This is a genomic window from Pseudomonas helleri (assembly GCF_009600315.1).
Taxonomy (GTDB): domain Bacteria; phylum Pseudomonadota; class Gammaproteobacteria; order Pseudomonadales; family Pseudomonadaceae; genus Aquipseudomonas; species Aquipseudomonas helleri_A.
The window spans coordinates 36,807-53,664 of the sequence record NZ_WIWC01000002.1 but is presented as its reverse complement, the minus strand read 5'-3'; the positions used below and the strand labels follow the sequence as shown (position 1 = coordinate 53,664).

Sequence of the window (16,858 nt, the reverse complement as noted above, 5' to 3'; positions counted from 1 at the left end):
ACACGATTGTCAGTCCTGCCGCATTTACTCCTGTGTGTCGACTCCCTAACGTCGACGCAGAGCCAGTCTATTGCGCCATGTAAAAAATCGCAGCTGATGATATCGACGCTCTGAGCCGCTTCGTGCGCAATCACAACGTGCGTTCAGGACCAAAAACAAGAACAAGGATTGGCAACTATGCGCAACCCAGTGGTTTTATCTGTATTACTCAGTGCCGGCATTCTGGCCGCAAGCCCGCTCGCAATCGCAGCCAATAGCCTGGTTTTCTGCTCGGAAGGCAGCCCCGTCGGTTTTGATACCGCGCAATACACCACCGCCACCGACAACGATGCGGCAGAACCGATCTACAACCGTCTGGCCGAATTCGAGAAAGGCGGAACTGCCGCCATTCCCGCACTGGCAAAAAGCTGGGACGTGTCCGAAGACGGACTGACCTGGACCTTTCATTTGCGTGATGATGTGAAATTTCACACCACCAAATGGTTTACCCCGACCCGTAATTTCAATGCCGATGACGTGCTCTTCACGTTCAACCGCATGCTTAATCCTGAGCACCCGTTCCGTAAGGCTTACCCAACCGAGTTCCCGTATTTCACCGGTATGAGCCTGGACAAGAACATCGCCAGCGTTGAAAAAACCGATCCGTTGACCGTTGTGATGAAACTCAACTCAGTCGACGCCGCGTTCATTCAAAACCTTGCCATGAGCTTTGCCGCGATTCTGTCCGCCGAATATGCCGATCAACTGCTCAAGACCGGCAAACCCAGCGACATCAATCAGAAACCGGTGGGTACTGGCCCGTATGTGTTTCAGCGCTATCAAAAAGATTCGAACATCCGCTACGCCGCTAACAAGGACTATTGGAACCCGGACGTGGTCAAACTCGACAATCTGATTTTTTCGATCAGCGTCGACGCCTCTGCCCGCATGCAGAAGCTGCGCAAAGGCGAGTGTCAGGTATCGCTTAATCCGCGCCCGGCGGACATTGCCGGTCTTAAGGCAGACCCGAAAATTCAGGTCATCGAAAAGCCCGGTTTCAACCTTGGTTATATTGCCTACAACGTTACGCACAAACCCCTCGATCAGCTTCCCGTACGTCAGGCGCTGGACATGGCCGTCAATAAGGACGCCATTCTCAAAGCGGTGTATCAGGGCGCAGGGCAAAAAGCTGTAAACGCCATGCCGCCCACCCAGTGGTCTTACGACGAGACCATCACAGACACCCCCTACAACCCCGAAAAAGCCAAAGAACTGCTCAAGGCTGCCGGGGTTAAAGAAGGCACGGTGATCAACCTGTGGGCCATGCCGGTACAACGGCCGTACAACCCGAACGCCAAATTGATGGCTGAAATGCTCCAGGCAGACTGGGGGAAAATCGGGCTCAAGGTCAACATCGTCAGCTATGAATGGGGCGAATACATCAAGCGCACCAAGAATGGCGAACATGACATCAGCCTGATTGGCTGGACCGGCGACAACGGTGACCCGGACAACTGGCTCGGCACCCTCTACAGCTGCGACGCCATTGGCGGTAACAACTACTCCATGTGGTGCGACAAGGCCTACGACACGCTGGTCAAAAACGCAAAAACCATCACAGACCGCGACCAACGCACTGTGCTGTACAAACAGGCCCAGCAGTTGATCAAGCAAAACGTGCCCATGACGCCGATTGCGCACTCCACGGTCAACCAGCCGCTTAGCGCCAAGGTCGAAGGATTCACGGTCAGCCCCTTTGGACGCAATGCGTTCTCGGGCGTCAGCCTCAAGGATTAACCCCCTCCCCTGCGTTCTCCTTCAGCCAGCCATTTGGGACGGTGGGTTGAAGGTGTGCGGATCGCAGGACGGGTACCGGTTTGTAACGCTTCAAAGTTCCATAACAGCCAGGTCAAACCAATAAAGGCCGGCAATAAAAAAAGCAGCAAGGAGCCTCAACCATGAAAGTCACAAGCAGCGCGTTGTTAGCTTTGTCCATCAGCGGCTTGGCCGTAATGGCCCACGCCGATGAGTTCATAGCCACCGAACTGAAAACCGGTGCCAGCGCTCAAAGCGAAACCAAAGGCTTTGTAGAAGAACAAACCTTGAGCGGCAGCACGCGCAACTGGTATGCCAACGAACTCAAGCGCCGCGACGGGCGCTTTACCTACAACGATCACGGCGTAACAAAAACCACCCCGCGCCGGATCAACTGGGTACAGGGCACCATCCTTGATTACTCCTCGGGATTCACCCAGGGCACCGTCGGTTTCAGCACCCAGTTCGCGGCTTACAACGCCATCGCACTGGATCGCGACATCAATGACATTGCTGGCGACAACAACCGCACCCTGACCCGTCATAACGGCGACGCCGTCGGCCAGTGGAGCAAACTGGGGCTGGCCAATATTAGTGCTCGCATCTCCAACACCACGCTGACCGCAGGCCGACAGAACTTCAGCAGCCCGACCATCGATGTGATCGGCAACCGGGCACTGCCATCCAGCTTTCAAGGGGTGGCGTTGCACAGCGAAGAGTTCAATAACCTGTCCTTCGACGCGGGTTCCTTTGATCGCGTGTCGCCGCGTACCGAAGCCAGCCTCAGCAAATTCCGCAGTGAATACAGCGCCACCGGGGTCGAGACAGACCGCGCCAGCGTCGCCGGCCTTAATTACCAACCCTTCAAAAACCTGAAAACCACGCTGTACGCCACCCACGTAGAAGACTTCTGGAACCAGTACTACTTCGGCGCCGTACATGACATGGGTGACAACGCCATCCTGGGCTTGAACACCAACTTCAACTACTACAAAACCCTCGACACCGGCAGCAAGGCCATGGGGGACATCAACAACGATGCCTATAGCCTGGCGTTCGCCCTGACCCATCAGGCGCACACCGTCAGCTTGTCATTCCAGCAAATCGTGGGCGACGAGTACTTCGACTACCTGCATGAAACCAACGGTATCTACCTGGCCAACTCCCTGCTCTCGGACTTCAACGGCCCGAACGAGAAGTCGCTGCAGCTGGCCTACAGCATCAACATGGCGCAGTACGGTATTCCGGGCCTGAAGTTCAACGCCTACACCGCTCGCGGTTGGGACATTGACGGTACTCATTACAAAGGCACCGCCTATGACGTGCGAAATATGGACGGTGAGAAACACTACGAGTACAGCGTTGGCACGTCCTATGCAATCCAAAGTGGTCCGCTGAAAGCCACTGCCATTCGCGCCACCTACACCACACACCGCGCCAGCAAAAATCAAGCTGACGGCAGCATCAACGAGTTCCGCTTGGTCACCACCATCCCATTCAATATTTTGTAAAACACCGCTTACACCCCCTTAGCACTACGGCTGATTCTACGAGTCAGCCGTAGTCGTTACGCTGGCTCAACCAATTGGAGAGGGTTGCAATGAAAAAACGTCCACTATGCACCGCCCTGGCCGTGGCACTGCTCAGCACCGCTGTCAGTGTTAGCGCCAAGAATCTGGTGGTCTGTACCGAAGCCAGCCCTGAAGGGTTCGACATCGCTCAATACACCACCGCCGTTACGGCCGATGCTTCGGCGGAAACCATCCTCAACCGTTTGGTGGACTTTGCTCCCGGCACCACGAACATCGAGCCCGCGCTGGCCGAACGCTGGGACATCAGCCCGGACGGGCTGGTATACACCTTCTACCTGCGCCCCGGCGTTAAGTTTCACACCACGGATTATTTCAAACCGACCCGCAATTTAAATGCCGACGACGTGGTCTGGAGTTTTCAGCGCCAGCTGGACCCGAATCATCCATGGCACAAACTTTCCTTGGTCGGTTTCCCCTTTTTCGAAAGCATGGGCTTTAAAGACCTGCTTAAAAGCGTCGAAAAAGTCGATGACCTGACCGTCAAAATCACGCTCAACAAAGCCGAGTCGCCCTTTTTGACCGACGTGGCCATGCCCTTCACCTCGATCTACTCAGCCGAATACGCAGACCAGTTGCTCAAGAGCGGCAAAACAGCCGAACTCAACAGCAAGCCGATCGGCACCGGCCCGTTCATCTTCGTGCGTTATAACAAAGACGCTCAGGTACGCTTCAAGGCCAACCCCGAATACTTTCGCGGCAAGCCACCCAGCGATGCGCTGATCTTTGCCATTTCCACCGACAGCAACGTGCGCCTGCAAAAGCTCAAGGCCAACGAATGCCAGATCGCGCTATACCCCAAGCCAGATGACGTCAAAAACATCCGCACCGACGCTAATCTGAAGGTCGATGAATTGGCCGCGCTGATGACCAGCTACATCGCCATCAATTCAAGCCATCCCTATCTGAACGATGTCCGGGTGCGCAAAGCCATCGACATGGCGTTCGACAAGCAGACTTACCTCAATACCGTGCACGGTTCCGGTAATGCACTGCTAGCCATAAATCCATATCCGCCAACAATGCTCGGCTTTAACAAAAACATCCCGATCCCGCCCCGCGACCTCGACAAAGCCCGCGCTCTGCTCAAGGAAGCCGGTGTACCTGAAGGGCAAGTCTTTACCCTGTTCACACGCAATGGCGGCGGCCCGACCAATCCTAATCCGATGCTGGGTGCACAACTCCTGCAATCGGATCTGGCGCAAATCGGCCTCAAGCTGGATATACGCGTCATGGAGTGGGGCGAAATGCTCAAGCGCGCCAAAAATGGCGAGCATGACCTTGTGTCCACCGGCTGGGGCGGCGATAACGGCGACCCGGATAATTTCCTCACACCACTGCTGAGCTGCGAAGCCGCCAAAAATGGTGAGAACTACGCCCGCTGGTGCAACAAGGACTTCGAAGCCCTGATCACCAAGGCGCGCAACATCACTGAACCCGCAGAGCGAGCTGCACTCTATGAGCAGGCGCAGGTAATTTTCAATCAGGACCAACCCTGGATCAATGTGGTGCACCCGATGCTTTTTACAGCGATGCGCAAAAACGTCGAGGGCTATACCCTTAGCCCACTGACCAATAACAACTTCGCCACCACCCAGGTGAAGTAGAACAATAAAACACCCGCCAGCGTGCAACCGAACACTGGCGGACTTGCCTGACCGGCTGATGAGGTACACCACACGATGTTTAGTTTTATTGCCCGCCGAGTGGGATTGTTGATTCCCACGTTCTTCGGCATCACCCTGCTGACCTTTGCTCTGATTCGCATGATTCCCGGCGATCCGGTCGAAGTCATGATGGGCGAGCGTCGGGTCGACCCCGAAATGCACGCACAGGCCATGGAACGTCTGGGCCTGAACAAACCTTTGTATGAGCAATACTTTGACTACATCGGTAAGCTCGCCCACGGCGATCTTGGCGAATCCCTCAGAACACGTGAAAGCGTGTGGACCGAATTTACCGCACTGTTCCCGGCCACCCTTGAACTGTCGATGGCCGCGCTGTTGTTCGCCGGCATCCTCGGTTTACTAGCAGGGGTTATCGCGGCGCTCAAGCGCGGCTCGTTGTTTGACCACGGGGTGATGGGGATTTCCCTGGCGGGTTATTCAATGCCGATCTTCTGGTGGGGGCTGATTCTGATCATGTTCTTCTCCGTCGGCCTGGGTTGGACGCCAGTGTCCGGACGCATCGACCTGCTGTATGACATTGAGCCGAAAACCGGCTTCATGCTCATCGACACCCTGCTCAGCGAGGAACCCGAAGCCTTTTGGGATGCGCTGCACCACTTGATCCTGCCCGCCATTGTGCTGGGCACTATTCCGTTGGCCGTGATCGCACGGATGACCCGCTCATCCATGCTAGAAGTGCTGCGCGAAGACTACATCCGTACCGCACGCGCCAAAGGCCTGTCGCCCGCCCGTGTGGTATTCGTACACGGCCTGCGTAACGCGCTGATCCCGGTGCTCACCGTGGTCGGCCTGCAAGTCGGCACCCTGCTGGCCGGTGCCGTACTGACCGAAACCATCTTTTCGTGGCCCGGTATCGGCAAATGGCTGATTGAAGCCATTGGCGCCCGGGACTATCCCGTGGTGCAAAACGGCATCCTGCTAATCGCCTGCCTGGTGATTCTGGTCAACTTCGTGGTGGACATCCTCTACGGCTTTGCCAACCCACGCATCCGTCACCAGCGCTGAGATCCTGACCATGACCACCACAACCAACGCTACAGAAGTGGATCAAAGCCTGCTTTATCCATCGCCTTACAAAGAGTTCTGGCACGCCTTCGCGAAAAACAAAGGCGCCGTGGCCGGCCTCATCTTCATGAGCATCATCGTGTTCTGCGCGATTTTTGCCCCGTGGGTCGCCCCGCATAACCCCAGCGAGCAATACCGCGACTTCCTGCTGACCCCGCCAGTCTGGCTTGAGGGCGGCAACTGGCAGTTCCTGCTGGGCACCGACGAACTGGGCCGTGACCTTCTCTCGCGCCTCATCGAAGGGTCGCGCCTGTCGCTGCTGATCGGTTTGTCGTCCGTGGTCATTTCGCTGATTCCGGGCGTGATTCTGGGACTGTTTGCCGGGTTCTTCCCGCGCATTCTTGGCCCCAGCATCATGCGTTTGATGGACATCATGCTGGCCCTGCCGTCCTTGCTGCTGGCCGTGGCGATTGTCGCCATCCTCGGCCCTGGCCTGATCAACACCGTGATCGCCATTGCCGTGGTTTCATTGCCGTCCTACGTGCGTCTGACCCGTGCCGCCGTGATGGGCGAACTGAACCGCGACTACGTGACAGCCGCCCGTTTGGCCGGCGCCAGCTTGCCGCGCCTGATGTTCATCACCGTATTGCCCAACTGCATGGCACCGCTGATCGTTCAGGCCACCTTGAGCTTTTCCTCGGCCATTCTCGACGCCGCCGCACTGGGCTTTCTGGGCCTTGGCGTACAACCACCGACCCCGGAATGGGGCACCATGCTGGCCTCGGCCCGCGACTACATCGAACGGGCGTGGTGGGTCGTCAGCCTGCCCGGTTTGACCATTTTGCTCAGCGTGCTGGCAATCAACTTGATGGGCGACGGCCTGCGCGATGCGCTGGACCCGAAACTCAAGAACGCCGCCTGAGGAGATTCCCATGTCACTGTTAGAAATCAAGAATCTCAACGTTCGCTTTGGCGACGCCACAGCCGTGCCCGTGGTTGACGGTCTTAGCCTGTCCGTCGACAAAGGCGAAGTGTTGGCCATCGTAGGCGAGTCGGGTTCCGGAAAATCCGTGACCATGATGGCGCTGATGGGCCTGATCGAGCATCCCGGCATCGTCACCGCCGACGCGCTCAACTTCGATGGCAAAAACATGCTGACCCTCAGCGCCCGTCAACGTCGACAAATTGTCGGCAAAGACATGGCGATGGTTTTCCAGGACCCGATGACCGCGCTGAACCCCAGCTACACCGTGGGTTTCCAGATTGAAGAAGTCCTGCGCCTGCACCTCAAAATGTCGAAAAAACAGGCGCGCAAACGCGCGATTGAACTGCTCGAAAAAGTAGAAATCCCCGGCGCTGCCAGCCGCATGGACGCCTACCCGCACCAACTGTCGGGTGGCATGAGCCAGCGCGTTGCGATTGCCATGGCCATCGCTGGCGAACCCAAACTGCTGATCGCTGACGAACCGACCACCGCGCTCGACGTGACCATTCAAGCCCAGATCATGGACTTGCTGCTCAACCTGCAACGCGAACAAAACATGGGGTTGGTGCTGATCACCCACGACCTCGCCGTGGTGGCCGAAACCGCTCAGCGGGTGTGCGTGATGTACGCAGGCCAAGCCGTGGAAGTCGGCCAGGTGCCGGGCTTGTTCGAGGTACCGGGCCACCCGTACAGCGAAGCTTTGTTGGCTGCGATCCCGGAACACAGCATGGGCGCCGAGCGTCTGGCCACCTTGCCCGGCATCGTTCCAGGTCGCTACGACCGCCCCAACGGTTGCCTGCTGTCGCCGCGCTGCCCCTATGTGCAAGACACCTGCCGCCAGCAACGTCCAGCGCTGGAGCCCAAAGCTCACAGCCAGGTGCGCTGCTTCTTCCCCTTGAATCAGGAGGTGGCGTAATGACTGTTGTTCTTACTGCCCGCGACCTAACCCGTCACTACGAAGTATCCCGTGGCCTGTTCAAAGGCCATGCCTTGGTGCGCGCCCTCAACGGCGTATCGTTTGAACTTGAAGCGGGCAAAACCCTTGCTGTAGTGGGTGAATCAGGCTGCGGCAAATCCACCCTCGCCCGCGCCCTGACCCTGATTGAAGAGCCGTCCTCCGGCTCATTGAAAATCGCCGGACAAGAAGTGACCGGGGCCAACAAAGCTGAGCGCAAGCAACTGCGCAAAGACGTGCAGATGGTGTTCCAAAGCCCTTATGCGTCGCTTAACCCGCGGCAAAAAGTCGGCGATCAACTGGCCGAACCGCTGCTGATCAACACCACCTTGAGCGCCAGCGAACGTCGCGAAAAAGTTCAGGCCATGATGAAGCAAGTGGGGTTGCGCCCTGAGCATTACCAGCGCTACCCGCACATGTTCTCGGGCGGTCAACGTCAGCGCATTGCCTTGGCGCGCGCGATGATGTTGCAACCCAAAGTGTTGGTGGCCGACGAACCGACCTCGGCGCTCGACGTGTCGATTCAGGCTCAAGTGCTCAACCTGTTCATGGACTTGCAGCAGGAGTTCAACACCGCCTACGTGTTTATCTCACACAACCTTGCGGTGGTGCGCCACGTGGCCGACACCGTGCTGGTGATGTACCTGGGGCGTCCGGTTGAGATGGGCCCCAAGGAAGAGATCTACACCCGCCCATTGCACCCTTACACCCAAGCGTTGCTGTCAGCGACCCCGACCATCCACCCGGACCCGCTCAAACCGAAAATCAAAATTGTCGGCGAATTGCCCAACCCGTTGAACCCGCCGTCGGGGTGCGCCTTCCACAAGCGCTGCCCGTACGCGACCGAGTTGTGCAGCACAGACGAACCGGCCCTGCGCCTGCTCGACAACCGTCAGGTGGCATGCCATTACGCTGAGCAGTTTCTGTAAGAGAAGTGCTGCGGCTTAGTAGCTAAGCCGCAGCGCCTTCACTGTGATGCGAAACCCGTAGCAGCTGTCGAGCTCCGCGAGGCTGCGTTCGACAATGCAATCGTCGCCAGTGCGATGAGCGCGGTGCATCAGAGACCGAAAACCCGAACTCTGCTATGTGCTAATACACCGCAAGTACTGTTTTGCGACGGCCTTGCCGCCGATCGCAGCCTCGCGGAGCTCGACAGCTCCTACAGGAAAGTGATCAGCTTTTGTCGCTAGCGATCAATACTGCCCTTTGCTGGACTTACCGTCATCGACGCTGTCATCGTCTTCAGGATCCGTCTTGCCATCGCCCTCGGTCGAGTCTTCGCCATTCGTCCCGCTGTCGCCATCGACCTGATCATCATCCCCCGAGCTGCCGCCCTGGCCTTGATCACCCGGTTCTGAATCTGACTTGTAAATGACATGTGCTGCAGGCCCGGCTACGCCGCTGGCCGACGCGCCGACGCCCGGAAGTGTCAGCGGGTTGCTTGCCCATGCCGTCGTCGCACTGATCATCAAAAGCACCAGCACTTTGAGCATTAGCACACTGCGTTGAAACAGGTTCATAGCGAGCTCCATCGGTTTAAGAACAGATACGGTTAAACCTAGACTCTCTACTGGCTATTGCCTTAAAGCTTCCTAGAACTATTTGAACTAACCACGGGGGTAAAGCCCTCATCTCGCCCATGTTAATCGCCATTCGCGGGATGAAAAAAACCCCGTGGCTTTCGCAACGGGGTTTTTTCTAGCACTTCCAGGTTTAGTGATGCTCACGCGTGGCGCGGAACTTCACATCGGGCCAGCGCTCTTCCATCAACGCGAGGTTAACGCGGGTTGGCGCCAGATAGGTCAGGTGACCACCGCCGTCAATCGCGAGGTTTTCCACTGCCTTGATTTTGAACTCTTCCAGCTTCTTCTTATCGTCGCAGTCGATCCAGCGCGCCGAGTACACAGTGATCGGCTCGTAGGAGCATTCCACTTTGTATTCGCCTTTCAGGCGGCTGGCCACCACGTCGAATTGCAGAACACCGACCGCACCCAAGATGATGTCGTTGCTGCGTTCCGGGAAGAACACCTGGGTGGCACCCTCTTCGGCCAGTTGCTGCAAGCCCTGACGCAGTTGCTTGGACTTGAGCGGGTCGCGCAGACGCACGCGACGGAACAGTTCCGGGGCAAAGTGCGGGATGCCGGTGAAGCCCAACACTTCGCCTTCGGTGAAGGTGTCACCGATCTGGATGGTGCCGTGGTTGTGCAGGCCGATGATGTCACCCGCGTAGGCTTCTTCGAGTTGTTCACGCTCCGAAGAGAAGAACGTCAGTGCATCGCCAATGCGGATGTCTTTGCCGGTACGCACGTGACGCATTTTCATGCCCTTTTCGTACTTGCCCGAGCAAATACGCATAAAGGCGATGCGGTCGCGGTGCTTAGGGTCCATGTTCGCCTGAATTTTGAACACGAAACCGCTGAATTTCTCTTCGGTCGGTTCAACCACGCGCTCGTTAGCCACGCGCGGCAGCGGCTCTGGAGCCCAGTTGACCACGGCATCGAGCACGTGATCGACACCGAAGTTGCCCAATGCAGTACCGAAGAACACCGGGGTCAGTTGGCCGTCGAGGAATTCCTGCTGGTTGAACTCATGGCAAGCGCCTTGAACCAGTTCCAGCTGATCGACGAAACGCTGGTATTCGTCACCCAGGTGGGCGCGGGCTTCGTCAGAGTCGAGCTTCTCGATGATCTTGGTTTCGGTGCGCTCATGACCATGACCAGCGGTGTAAACGATGATGTAGTCATCAGCCAGGTGGTACACACCCTTGAAGTCACGGTAGCAACCAATCGGCCAGGTAATCGGCGCGGCCTTGATTTTGAGGACGGCTTCGATTTCGTCAAGCAACTCGATCGGGTCGCGAATGTCGCGGTCGAGTTTGTTGATAAAGCTGACGATAGGCGTGTCGCGCAGGCGGCAAACGTCCATCAGGGCGATGGTACGTGGCTCAACCCCTTTACCGCCGTCGAGCACCATCAGCGCCGAGTCGACTGCGGTCAACGTGCGGTAGGTGTCTTCAGAAAAATCTTCGTGGCCCGGGGTGTCGAGCAGGTTGATCATGTGGTCGCGATACGGGAACTGCATGACCGACGTGGTAATCGAAATACCCCGTTGTTTCTCCATTTCCATCCAGTCGGAGGTGGCATGGCGGTCGGACTTTCGCGATTTCACCGTACCGGCGACAGCAATCGCCTTACCCATCAGCAAGAGCTTTTCGGTGATGGTGGTTTTACCCGCATCGGGGTGGGAAATGATGGCGAAAGTGCGGCGTTTCGCGACTTCGGCGGCCTGATGGGTCATGGGAAATCGCCTGACGATTGATTCAAAAAAGGGCGCGGATTATAGCTCAAATACCCTGTGTGCAGCCACCGTTGGTGCCGTGACTCGTCGGTTAAGGGTGGCAATGTGCCGTAAAAAATGTGAACCTTTTAGGCAGTGGAGGCGTCCACTCCCCTGATACGACAAACCGTCAGGGGCTGATATATCAGCAAGTTAGCCTGACGAGGCTGCGCTAATGACAGGTGATGACGGCGTTTTTTTCGCCACGACCTGTTGCTTTTCGCGAACCCATTGTCGGCAGCCAGGAATGGCGTTGCCACGCGACAATGTGTCCGCCGACTAAAAAAAAGGAGTCCGCCTGTGGCTAATCGCTATGGAAAAGGGCTTATAGGAAGTGTGATCGTTATCGCGCTTCTGGCCCTGTTGGTCCACTGGATCGGCATCAGCACTATCGAACGCTATCAAGATGATTTGTTGTTCTATCTGCAAGCCCATCTGTACCTCGTACTCGCTTCAATGTTTGCCGCCCTCCTTGTAGGGATACCCGCCGGGATTTTTCTCAGCAGACCAAGCATGGCCGCCCGCGCCGAGCGTTTCATGCAGGTGTTCAACATCGGTAACACCGTCCCGCCGCTGGCCGTATTGGCCATTGCACTGGGTTTTCTGGGTATCGGCAGCGGTCCGGCCATCTTCGCCCTGTTTCTCGCTTCGTTGCTGCCCATTGTGCGCAACACTTATGAAGGCCTGAAAAACGTACAGGGTTCGCTCAAAGAAGCCGCCGTCGGCATCGGCATGACCCCGCGCCAAGTACTCTGGCGGGTCGAAATGCCCAACGCCGTGCCCATCATCATGGGCGGTGTGCGCGTGGCACTGGCGATCAACGTCGGTACTGCACCGCTGGCGTTCCTGATCGGCGCCAACAGCCTGGGCAGCCTGATTTTCCCCGGCATCGCCCTCAACAATCAGCCGCAATTGATCCTTGGCGCCGCGTGTACCGCGCTGTTGGCATTGCTGCTCGATGGCCTGGTGATTCTCATCAGCCGTCGCTGGTTGGAACGCGGTCTGCGACCTGCTTAAGGTCTGGCTGAGCAAAGGAATAAGCATGAAAAAAATTAGCTTTTTACTGGGCTGCGTTCTGCTGTGCGCAGGCATTGTCCAGGCTGCAGAAAAACCCTTGATTCGCATTGGGGCGCGGGTATTTACCGAGCAAACGCTGCTCGCTGAAATCACCTCGCAATACCTCAACAGCAAGGGCTACAACGCACAAGTCACCGGCGGTTTGGGCAGTAGCCTGGCCCGTTCGGCCCATGAAACCGGGCAACTGGACATGGTGTGGGAATACACCGGTGTGTCACTGGTGGCTTACAACCACGTAACCGACAAACTCGACAGCCAGCAATCCTACGACCGGGTTAAAGAGCTGGATGCCAAAAAAGGCCTGATCTGGCTGCATCCGTCCAAGTTCAGCAATACCTACGCGCTGGCCTTGCCACAGAAAGTGGCCGAGGAATTTCCGCAGATCAACAGCGTCAGCGACCTGAACAAGGCCCTGCGCGATCCGCAAAACAAAGATGCGCTGGTGGCACTGGACACCGAGTTTGCTAACCGCTCTGACGGTTTGCAGGGCATGGTCAAGCTTTATGACATGGACCTGACGCGCCGCAATATCCGCCAGATGGACGCCGGGCTGGTCTACACCGCGCTGAAAAACGGTCAGGTGTTTGCCGGCCTGGTTTACACCACGGACGGCCGCTTGAGCGCCTTCAACCTCAAATTGCTTGAAGACGACATGCACTACTTCCCGGACTACACCGCAGCGCCGGTGGTGAGTAAAGCCTATCTGGACAAGCACCCGGAGCTCGAAGGTTTGCTCAAGCCACTGGCCGATCTGTTCGACGATGAAACCATGCGTCAACTGAACGCCCGAGTCGACGTCGATCACGAAAGCCCGTCCAAAGTCGCCGCAGATTTTCTGCGCCAGCACCCACTGAACTGAACCGAGGAGAAGACATGGAATTTTTAAACGCCTTTTCCCACATGGACTGGTCACTGGTTCTGCATCTCACACTGCAACACATCACATTGGTGGGCATCGCCGTCGTTTTGGCGATCCTGATCGGTGTTCCACTGGGTGTCTTGATGACACGCTTCCCGTCACTCGCCGGCCCGCTACAAGCCAGTGCCACGGTGCTGCTGACCATCCCGTCGATTGCCCTGTTTGGCCTGCTGCTGCCGCTCTACTCCAAGTTCGGCCAAGGCCTTGGCCCGATGCCAGCCATTACCGCGGTGTTCCTGTATTCACTGCTGCCGATCATGCGCAACACCTTCCTGGCCCTAACCGGCGTGGAACCGGGTATTCGCGAAGCCGCACGCGGCATCGGCATGACTTTCAGCCAGCGCCTGCGCATGGTCGAACTGCCCATCGCGGTGCCGGTGATTCTGGCCGGCGTGCGTACCGCCGTGGTCATGAACATCGGTGTCATGACCATTGCCGCCACCATCGGTGCCGGTGGTCTGGGTGTACTTATTCTTGCTGCAATCAGCCGTAGCGACATGTCGATGCTGATCGTCGGCGCCGTGTTGGTCAGTGTTCTGGCCATCATCGCTGACCTGTTTCTGCAATGGCTGCAACGCTCGCTGACTCCAAAAGGACTGCTCAAATGATCGAACTTCAAAACCTCAGCAAAACATTCCAAAGCAACGGCAAAGATGTAAAGGCCGTGGACTCGGTAAGCCTGACCGTCAACGAAGGCGAAATCTGTGTATTCCTGGGGCCCTCGGGTTGCGGTAAAAGCACCACGCTGAAAATGATCAACCGCCTGATCAAGCCGACCTCCGGCAAGATTCTGATCAACGGCGAAGACACCACCGACCTCGACCCGGTGACGCTGCGTCGCAATATCGGCTATGTGATCCAGCAGATCGGTCTGTTCCCGAACATGACCATCGAAGAAAACATCACCGTCGTTCCGCGCCTGCTGGGCTGGGACAAGCAAAAGTGCCATGAGCGCGCTCGCGAACTGATGAGCATGATCAAGCTGGAACCCAAGCAGTATTTGCATCGCTACCCGCGTGAGTTGTCCGGTGGCCAGCAGCAGCGTATCGGCGTGATTCGCGCATTGGCGGCTGACGCCCCGCTGCTGTTGATGGATGAGCCGTTTGGTGCGGTCGATCCGATCAACCGCGAGATGATCCAGAACGAATTTTTCGAGATGCAGCGGGCCCTGAACAAGACCGTGATCATGGTCAGCCATGACATCGACGAAGCCATCAAGCTGGGCGACAAAATCGCCATTTTCCGTGGCGGCAAACTGCTGCAGATGGATCACCCAGACACCTTGCTGGCGCATCCAGCGGATGAATTTGTCAGCAACTTTGTAGGTCAGGACAGCACGCTCAAGCGCCTGTTGTTGGTCAAGGCAGAAGATGCGGCCGACAACGCACCGTCGGTAAGCCCGGAAACACCGGTGGGCGAAGCGCTGGAATTGATGGACGAACTGGACCGCCGTTATGTTGTGGTCACTGATGGCGACAACAAGGCGCTGGGCTATGTACGTCGACGCGACTTGCACCGTCAGACCGGCACCTGTGGCCAGTTCCTGCGGGAGTTCACCGCCACTGCTGCGTCGGAAGAACACTTGCGCATCCTGCTGTCGCGCATGTACGAGTTCAACCGTTCGTGGTTGCCGGTGATGGACCCCGAGCGCGTGTTCCAGGGTGAAGTGACACAAGAGTCGATTGCGGCATACCTGAGTTCTGGTCGCTCGCGTGGGGCCAAGAGCAGCATTGTGTCGCCCGCTGAAACAGCGATGGCCTGATCCATTGCCCCCCTCACCCTAACCCTCTCCCGGAGGGAGAGGGGACTAAAGTCAAAAGCCGAATTGCGCAACTCCCTAAATCAGTTCCCTCTCCCCGGGGGAGAGGGGACTAATGTCAAAAGCTGAATTGCGCAACGCCCCACATTAGCTCCCTCTCCCCGTGGGAGAGGGTTGGGGTGAGGGGCTTTTGATTTTCTCCTGCGTGAACTCTGCACTGACATCACAGTCGGTTACACAAAGGGCCGACATTTATCCCCCCGACAAACCCGTGCAAAAACGCGACATTTTTTGTTGATCTCAAGGCTCCCACGCCCTAAAGTTCGCGCCGAACATCCATGCTGGAAACGATCCATCCGGCTCAAGTACTGACGACGAGACAGCAAGGTTCATTTACCTTATTTGCTTTCGGCGGACATGCCTTGGGAAGTAGGCGAACCAAAGTGGGGATACGGAGGATGTTCAGCTGCACCCATTTATTGATGACGTTTGCCACAGGAGTTCCCCAGCATGTCGATCCAGGTCGAAGACTATTACGCGCGCGACACCTTCAACAAAATGAAGGCGTTCGCTGACACCCAGGAAACCCCGTTCGTGGTGATCGACACCGCCATGATCAGCAAGGCTTATGACGACCTGCGCGCAGGTTTCGAATTCGCCAAGGTGTATTACGCGGTGAAGGCCAACCCGGCCGTCGAAATCATTGATCTGCTGCGCGACAAAGGTTCGAGCTTCGACATCGCGTCGATCTACGAGCTGGATAAAGTCATGGACCGTGGCGTCAGCCCCGATCGCATCAGCTACGGCAACACCATCAAGAAATCCAAAGACATCCGTTATTTCTACGAGAAAGGCGTGCGTCTGTTCTCCACCGACTCCGAAGCCGACTTGCGCAACATTGCCAAGGCCGCACCCGGCTCAAAAATTTACGTGCGCATCCTTACCGAAGGCTCGACCACGGCTGATTGGCCACTGTCACGCAAGTTCGGCTGCCAGACTGACATGGCCATGGACCTGCTGATTCTGGCTCGCGAACTGGGCCTGGTGCCTTACGGCATTTCCTTCCACGTGGGTTCGCAGCAACGCGACATCGGTGTGTGGGACGCGGCGATTGCCAAGGTCAAAGTGATCTTCGAGCGTCTGAAAGAAGAAGACGGCATTGTCCTCAAACTGATCAACATGGGCGGTGGCTTCCCGGCCAACTACATTACCCGCACCAACAGTCTGGAAACCTACGCTGAAGAAATCATCCGTTTCCTGAAAGATGACTTCGGTGATGACCTGCCAGAAATCATTCTGGAGCCAGGCCGCTCGCTAATTGCCAACGCCGGCATTCTGGTCAGTGAAGTGGTATTAGTCGCGCGTAAATCACGCACCGCCGTCGAGCGTTGGGTGTACACGGACGTGGGCAAATTTTCGGGCCTTATCGAAACGATGGACGAAGCCATCAAATTCCCGATCTGGACTGAAAAGAAAGGCGAGATGGAAGAAGTCGTCATCGCCGGCCCTACCTGCGACAGCGCCGACATCATGTATGAAAATTACAAATACGGTCTGCCGCTGAACCTGGCCATTGGCGACCGCTTGTACTGGCTGTCGACCGGTGCTTACACCACCAGCTACAGTGCAGTTGAATTCAATGGCTTCCCACCGTTGAAATCGTTCTATCTATAAGTAGCGAATCGTCATGGCGCCCATGAGGAACATTTCATGGGCGCCATGTTCATAACCCTTCACCCGGCTTTGTTCTG

The 16,858-nt window shown here is 56.9% G+C and carries 14 protein-coding genes; 12 read left to right on the top strand and 2 right to left on the bottom strand.

Going from position 1 to position 16,858, the window contains the following annotated elements; genetic code table 11:
• Positions 1-177 precede the first annotated feature (177 nt).
• From GHN86_RS01540 to GHN86_RS01510, 7 genes are all read left to right on the top strand, one after another.
• Positions 178-1,776 carry an ABC transporter substrate-binding protein gene (locus GHN86_RS01540; RefSeq protein WP_153386019.1) on the top strand — a complete coding sequence of 533 codons (1,599 nt, stop codon included), beginning with the start codon at positions 178-180 and terminating at the stop codon, positions 1,774-1,776.
• A gap of 161 nt (positions 1,777-1,937) precedes the next feature.
• Positions 1,938-3,305, top strand: a complete 1,368-nt coding sequence (locus tag GHN86_RS01535; protein WP_153386017.1) for an OprD family porin — start codon at positions 1,938-1,940, stop codon at positions 3,303-3,305.
• Positions 3,306-3,394: 89 nt separating this feature from the next.
• Positions 3,395-4,990, top strand: a complete 1,596-nt coding sequence (locus GHN86_RS01530; RefSeq protein WP_153381384.1) for an ABC transporter substrate-binding protein — start codon at positions 3,395-3,397, stop codon at positions 4,988-4,990.
• A 75-nt stretch (positions 4,991-5,065) separates the two neighbouring features.
• Positions 5,066-6,076 (top strand): ABC transporter permease subunit, encoded by a 1,011-nt coding sequence (locus tag GHN86_RS01525; protein WP_153381385.1) that lies wholly within the window; start codon positions 5,066-5,068, stop codon positions 6,074-6,076.
• A 10-nt stretch (positions 6,077-6,086) separates the two neighbouring features.
• Complete coding sequence (locus GHN86_RS01520; RefSeq protein ID WP_153381386.1) at positions 6,087-6,998, top strand: ABC transporter permease subunit; 912 nt, start codon at positions 6,087-6,089, stop codon at positions 6,996-6,998.
• 10 nt (positions 6,999-7,008) lie between these two features.
• On the top strand, positions 7,009-7,977 hold the full coding sequence (locus tag GHN86_RS01515; RefSeq protein ID WP_153381387.1) for an ABC transporter ATP-binding protein: 969 nt from the start codon (positions 7,009-7,011) through the stop codon (positions 7,975-7,977).
• Positions 7,977-8,945: a peptide ABC transporter ATP-binding protein gene (locus GHN86_RS01510; RefSeq protein ID WP_153381388.1), complete on the top strand. Its 969-nt coding sequence runs from the start codon at positions 7,977-7,979 to the stop codon at positions 8,943-8,945. The genes GHN86_RS01515 and GHN86_RS01510 overlap by 1 nt, the downstream gene beginning before the upstream one ends.
• A gap of 264 nt (positions 8,946-9,209) precedes the next feature.
• On the opposite strand, the gene GHN86_RS01505 is transcribed toward GHN86_RS01510, so the two are convergent.
• Together GHN86_RS01505 and GHN86_RS01500 are read right to left on the bottom strand one after the other, a co-directional pair.
• Entirely contained in the window at positions 9,210-9,536 is a 327-nt protein-coding gene (locus GHN86_RS01505) for a hypothetical protein (protein WP_153381389.1), read from the bottom strand.
• Between the two features lie 193 nt (positions 9,537-9,729).
• Positions 9,730-11,313, bottom strand: coding sequence for a peptide chain release factor 3 (locus GHN86_RS01500; protein ID WP_153381390.1), 1,584 nt, complete (start codon positions 11,311-11,313; stop codon positions 9,730-9,732).
• A 339-nt stretch (positions 11,314-11,652) separates the two neighbouring features.
• Between GHN86_RS01500 and GHN86_RS01495 the strand changes: the two genes are divergently transcribed.
• The 5 genes from GHN86_RS01495 to GHN86_RS01475 all read left to right on the top strand — a co-directional run bounded on the left by GHN86_RS01495 (position 11,653) and on the right by GHN86_RS01475 (position 16,781).
• Positions 11,653-12,369 carry an ABC transporter permease gene (locus tag GHN86_RS01495; protein WP_323369459.1) on the top strand — a complete coding sequence of 239 codons (717 nt, stop codon included), beginning with the start codon at positions 11,653-11,655 and terminating at the stop codon, positions 12,367-12,369.
• Positions 12,370-12,394: 25 nt separating this feature from the next.
• Complete coding sequence (locus GHN86_RS01490) at positions 12,395-13,288, top strand: glycine betaine ABC transporter substrate-binding protein (RefSeq protein WP_153381391.1); 894 nt, start codon at positions 12,395-12,397, stop codon at positions 13,286-13,288.
• A gap of 14 nt (positions 13,289-13,302) precedes the next feature.
• Entirely contained in the window at positions 13,303-13,956 is a 654-nt protein-coding gene (locus GHN86_RS01485) for an ABC transporter permease (protein WP_153386015.1), read from the top strand.
• Positions 13,953-15,110, top strand: coding sequence for a betaine/proline/choline family ABC transporter ATP-binding protein (locus tag GHN86_RS01480; RefSeq protein WP_153381393.1), 1,158 nt, complete (start codon positions 13,953-13,955; stop codon positions 15,108-15,110). Before GHN86_RS01485 ends, GHN86_RS01480 begins: the two co-directional genes overlap by 4 nt.
• A 507-nt stretch (positions 15,111-15,617) precedes the next feature.
• Positions 15,618-16,781 (top strand): type III PLP-dependent enzyme, encoded by a 1,164-nt coding sequence (locus GHN86_RS01475; protein WP_153381394.1) that lies wholly within the window; start codon positions 15,618-15,620, stop codon positions 16,779-16,781.
• Positions 16,782-16,858 lie beyond the last annotated feature (77 nt).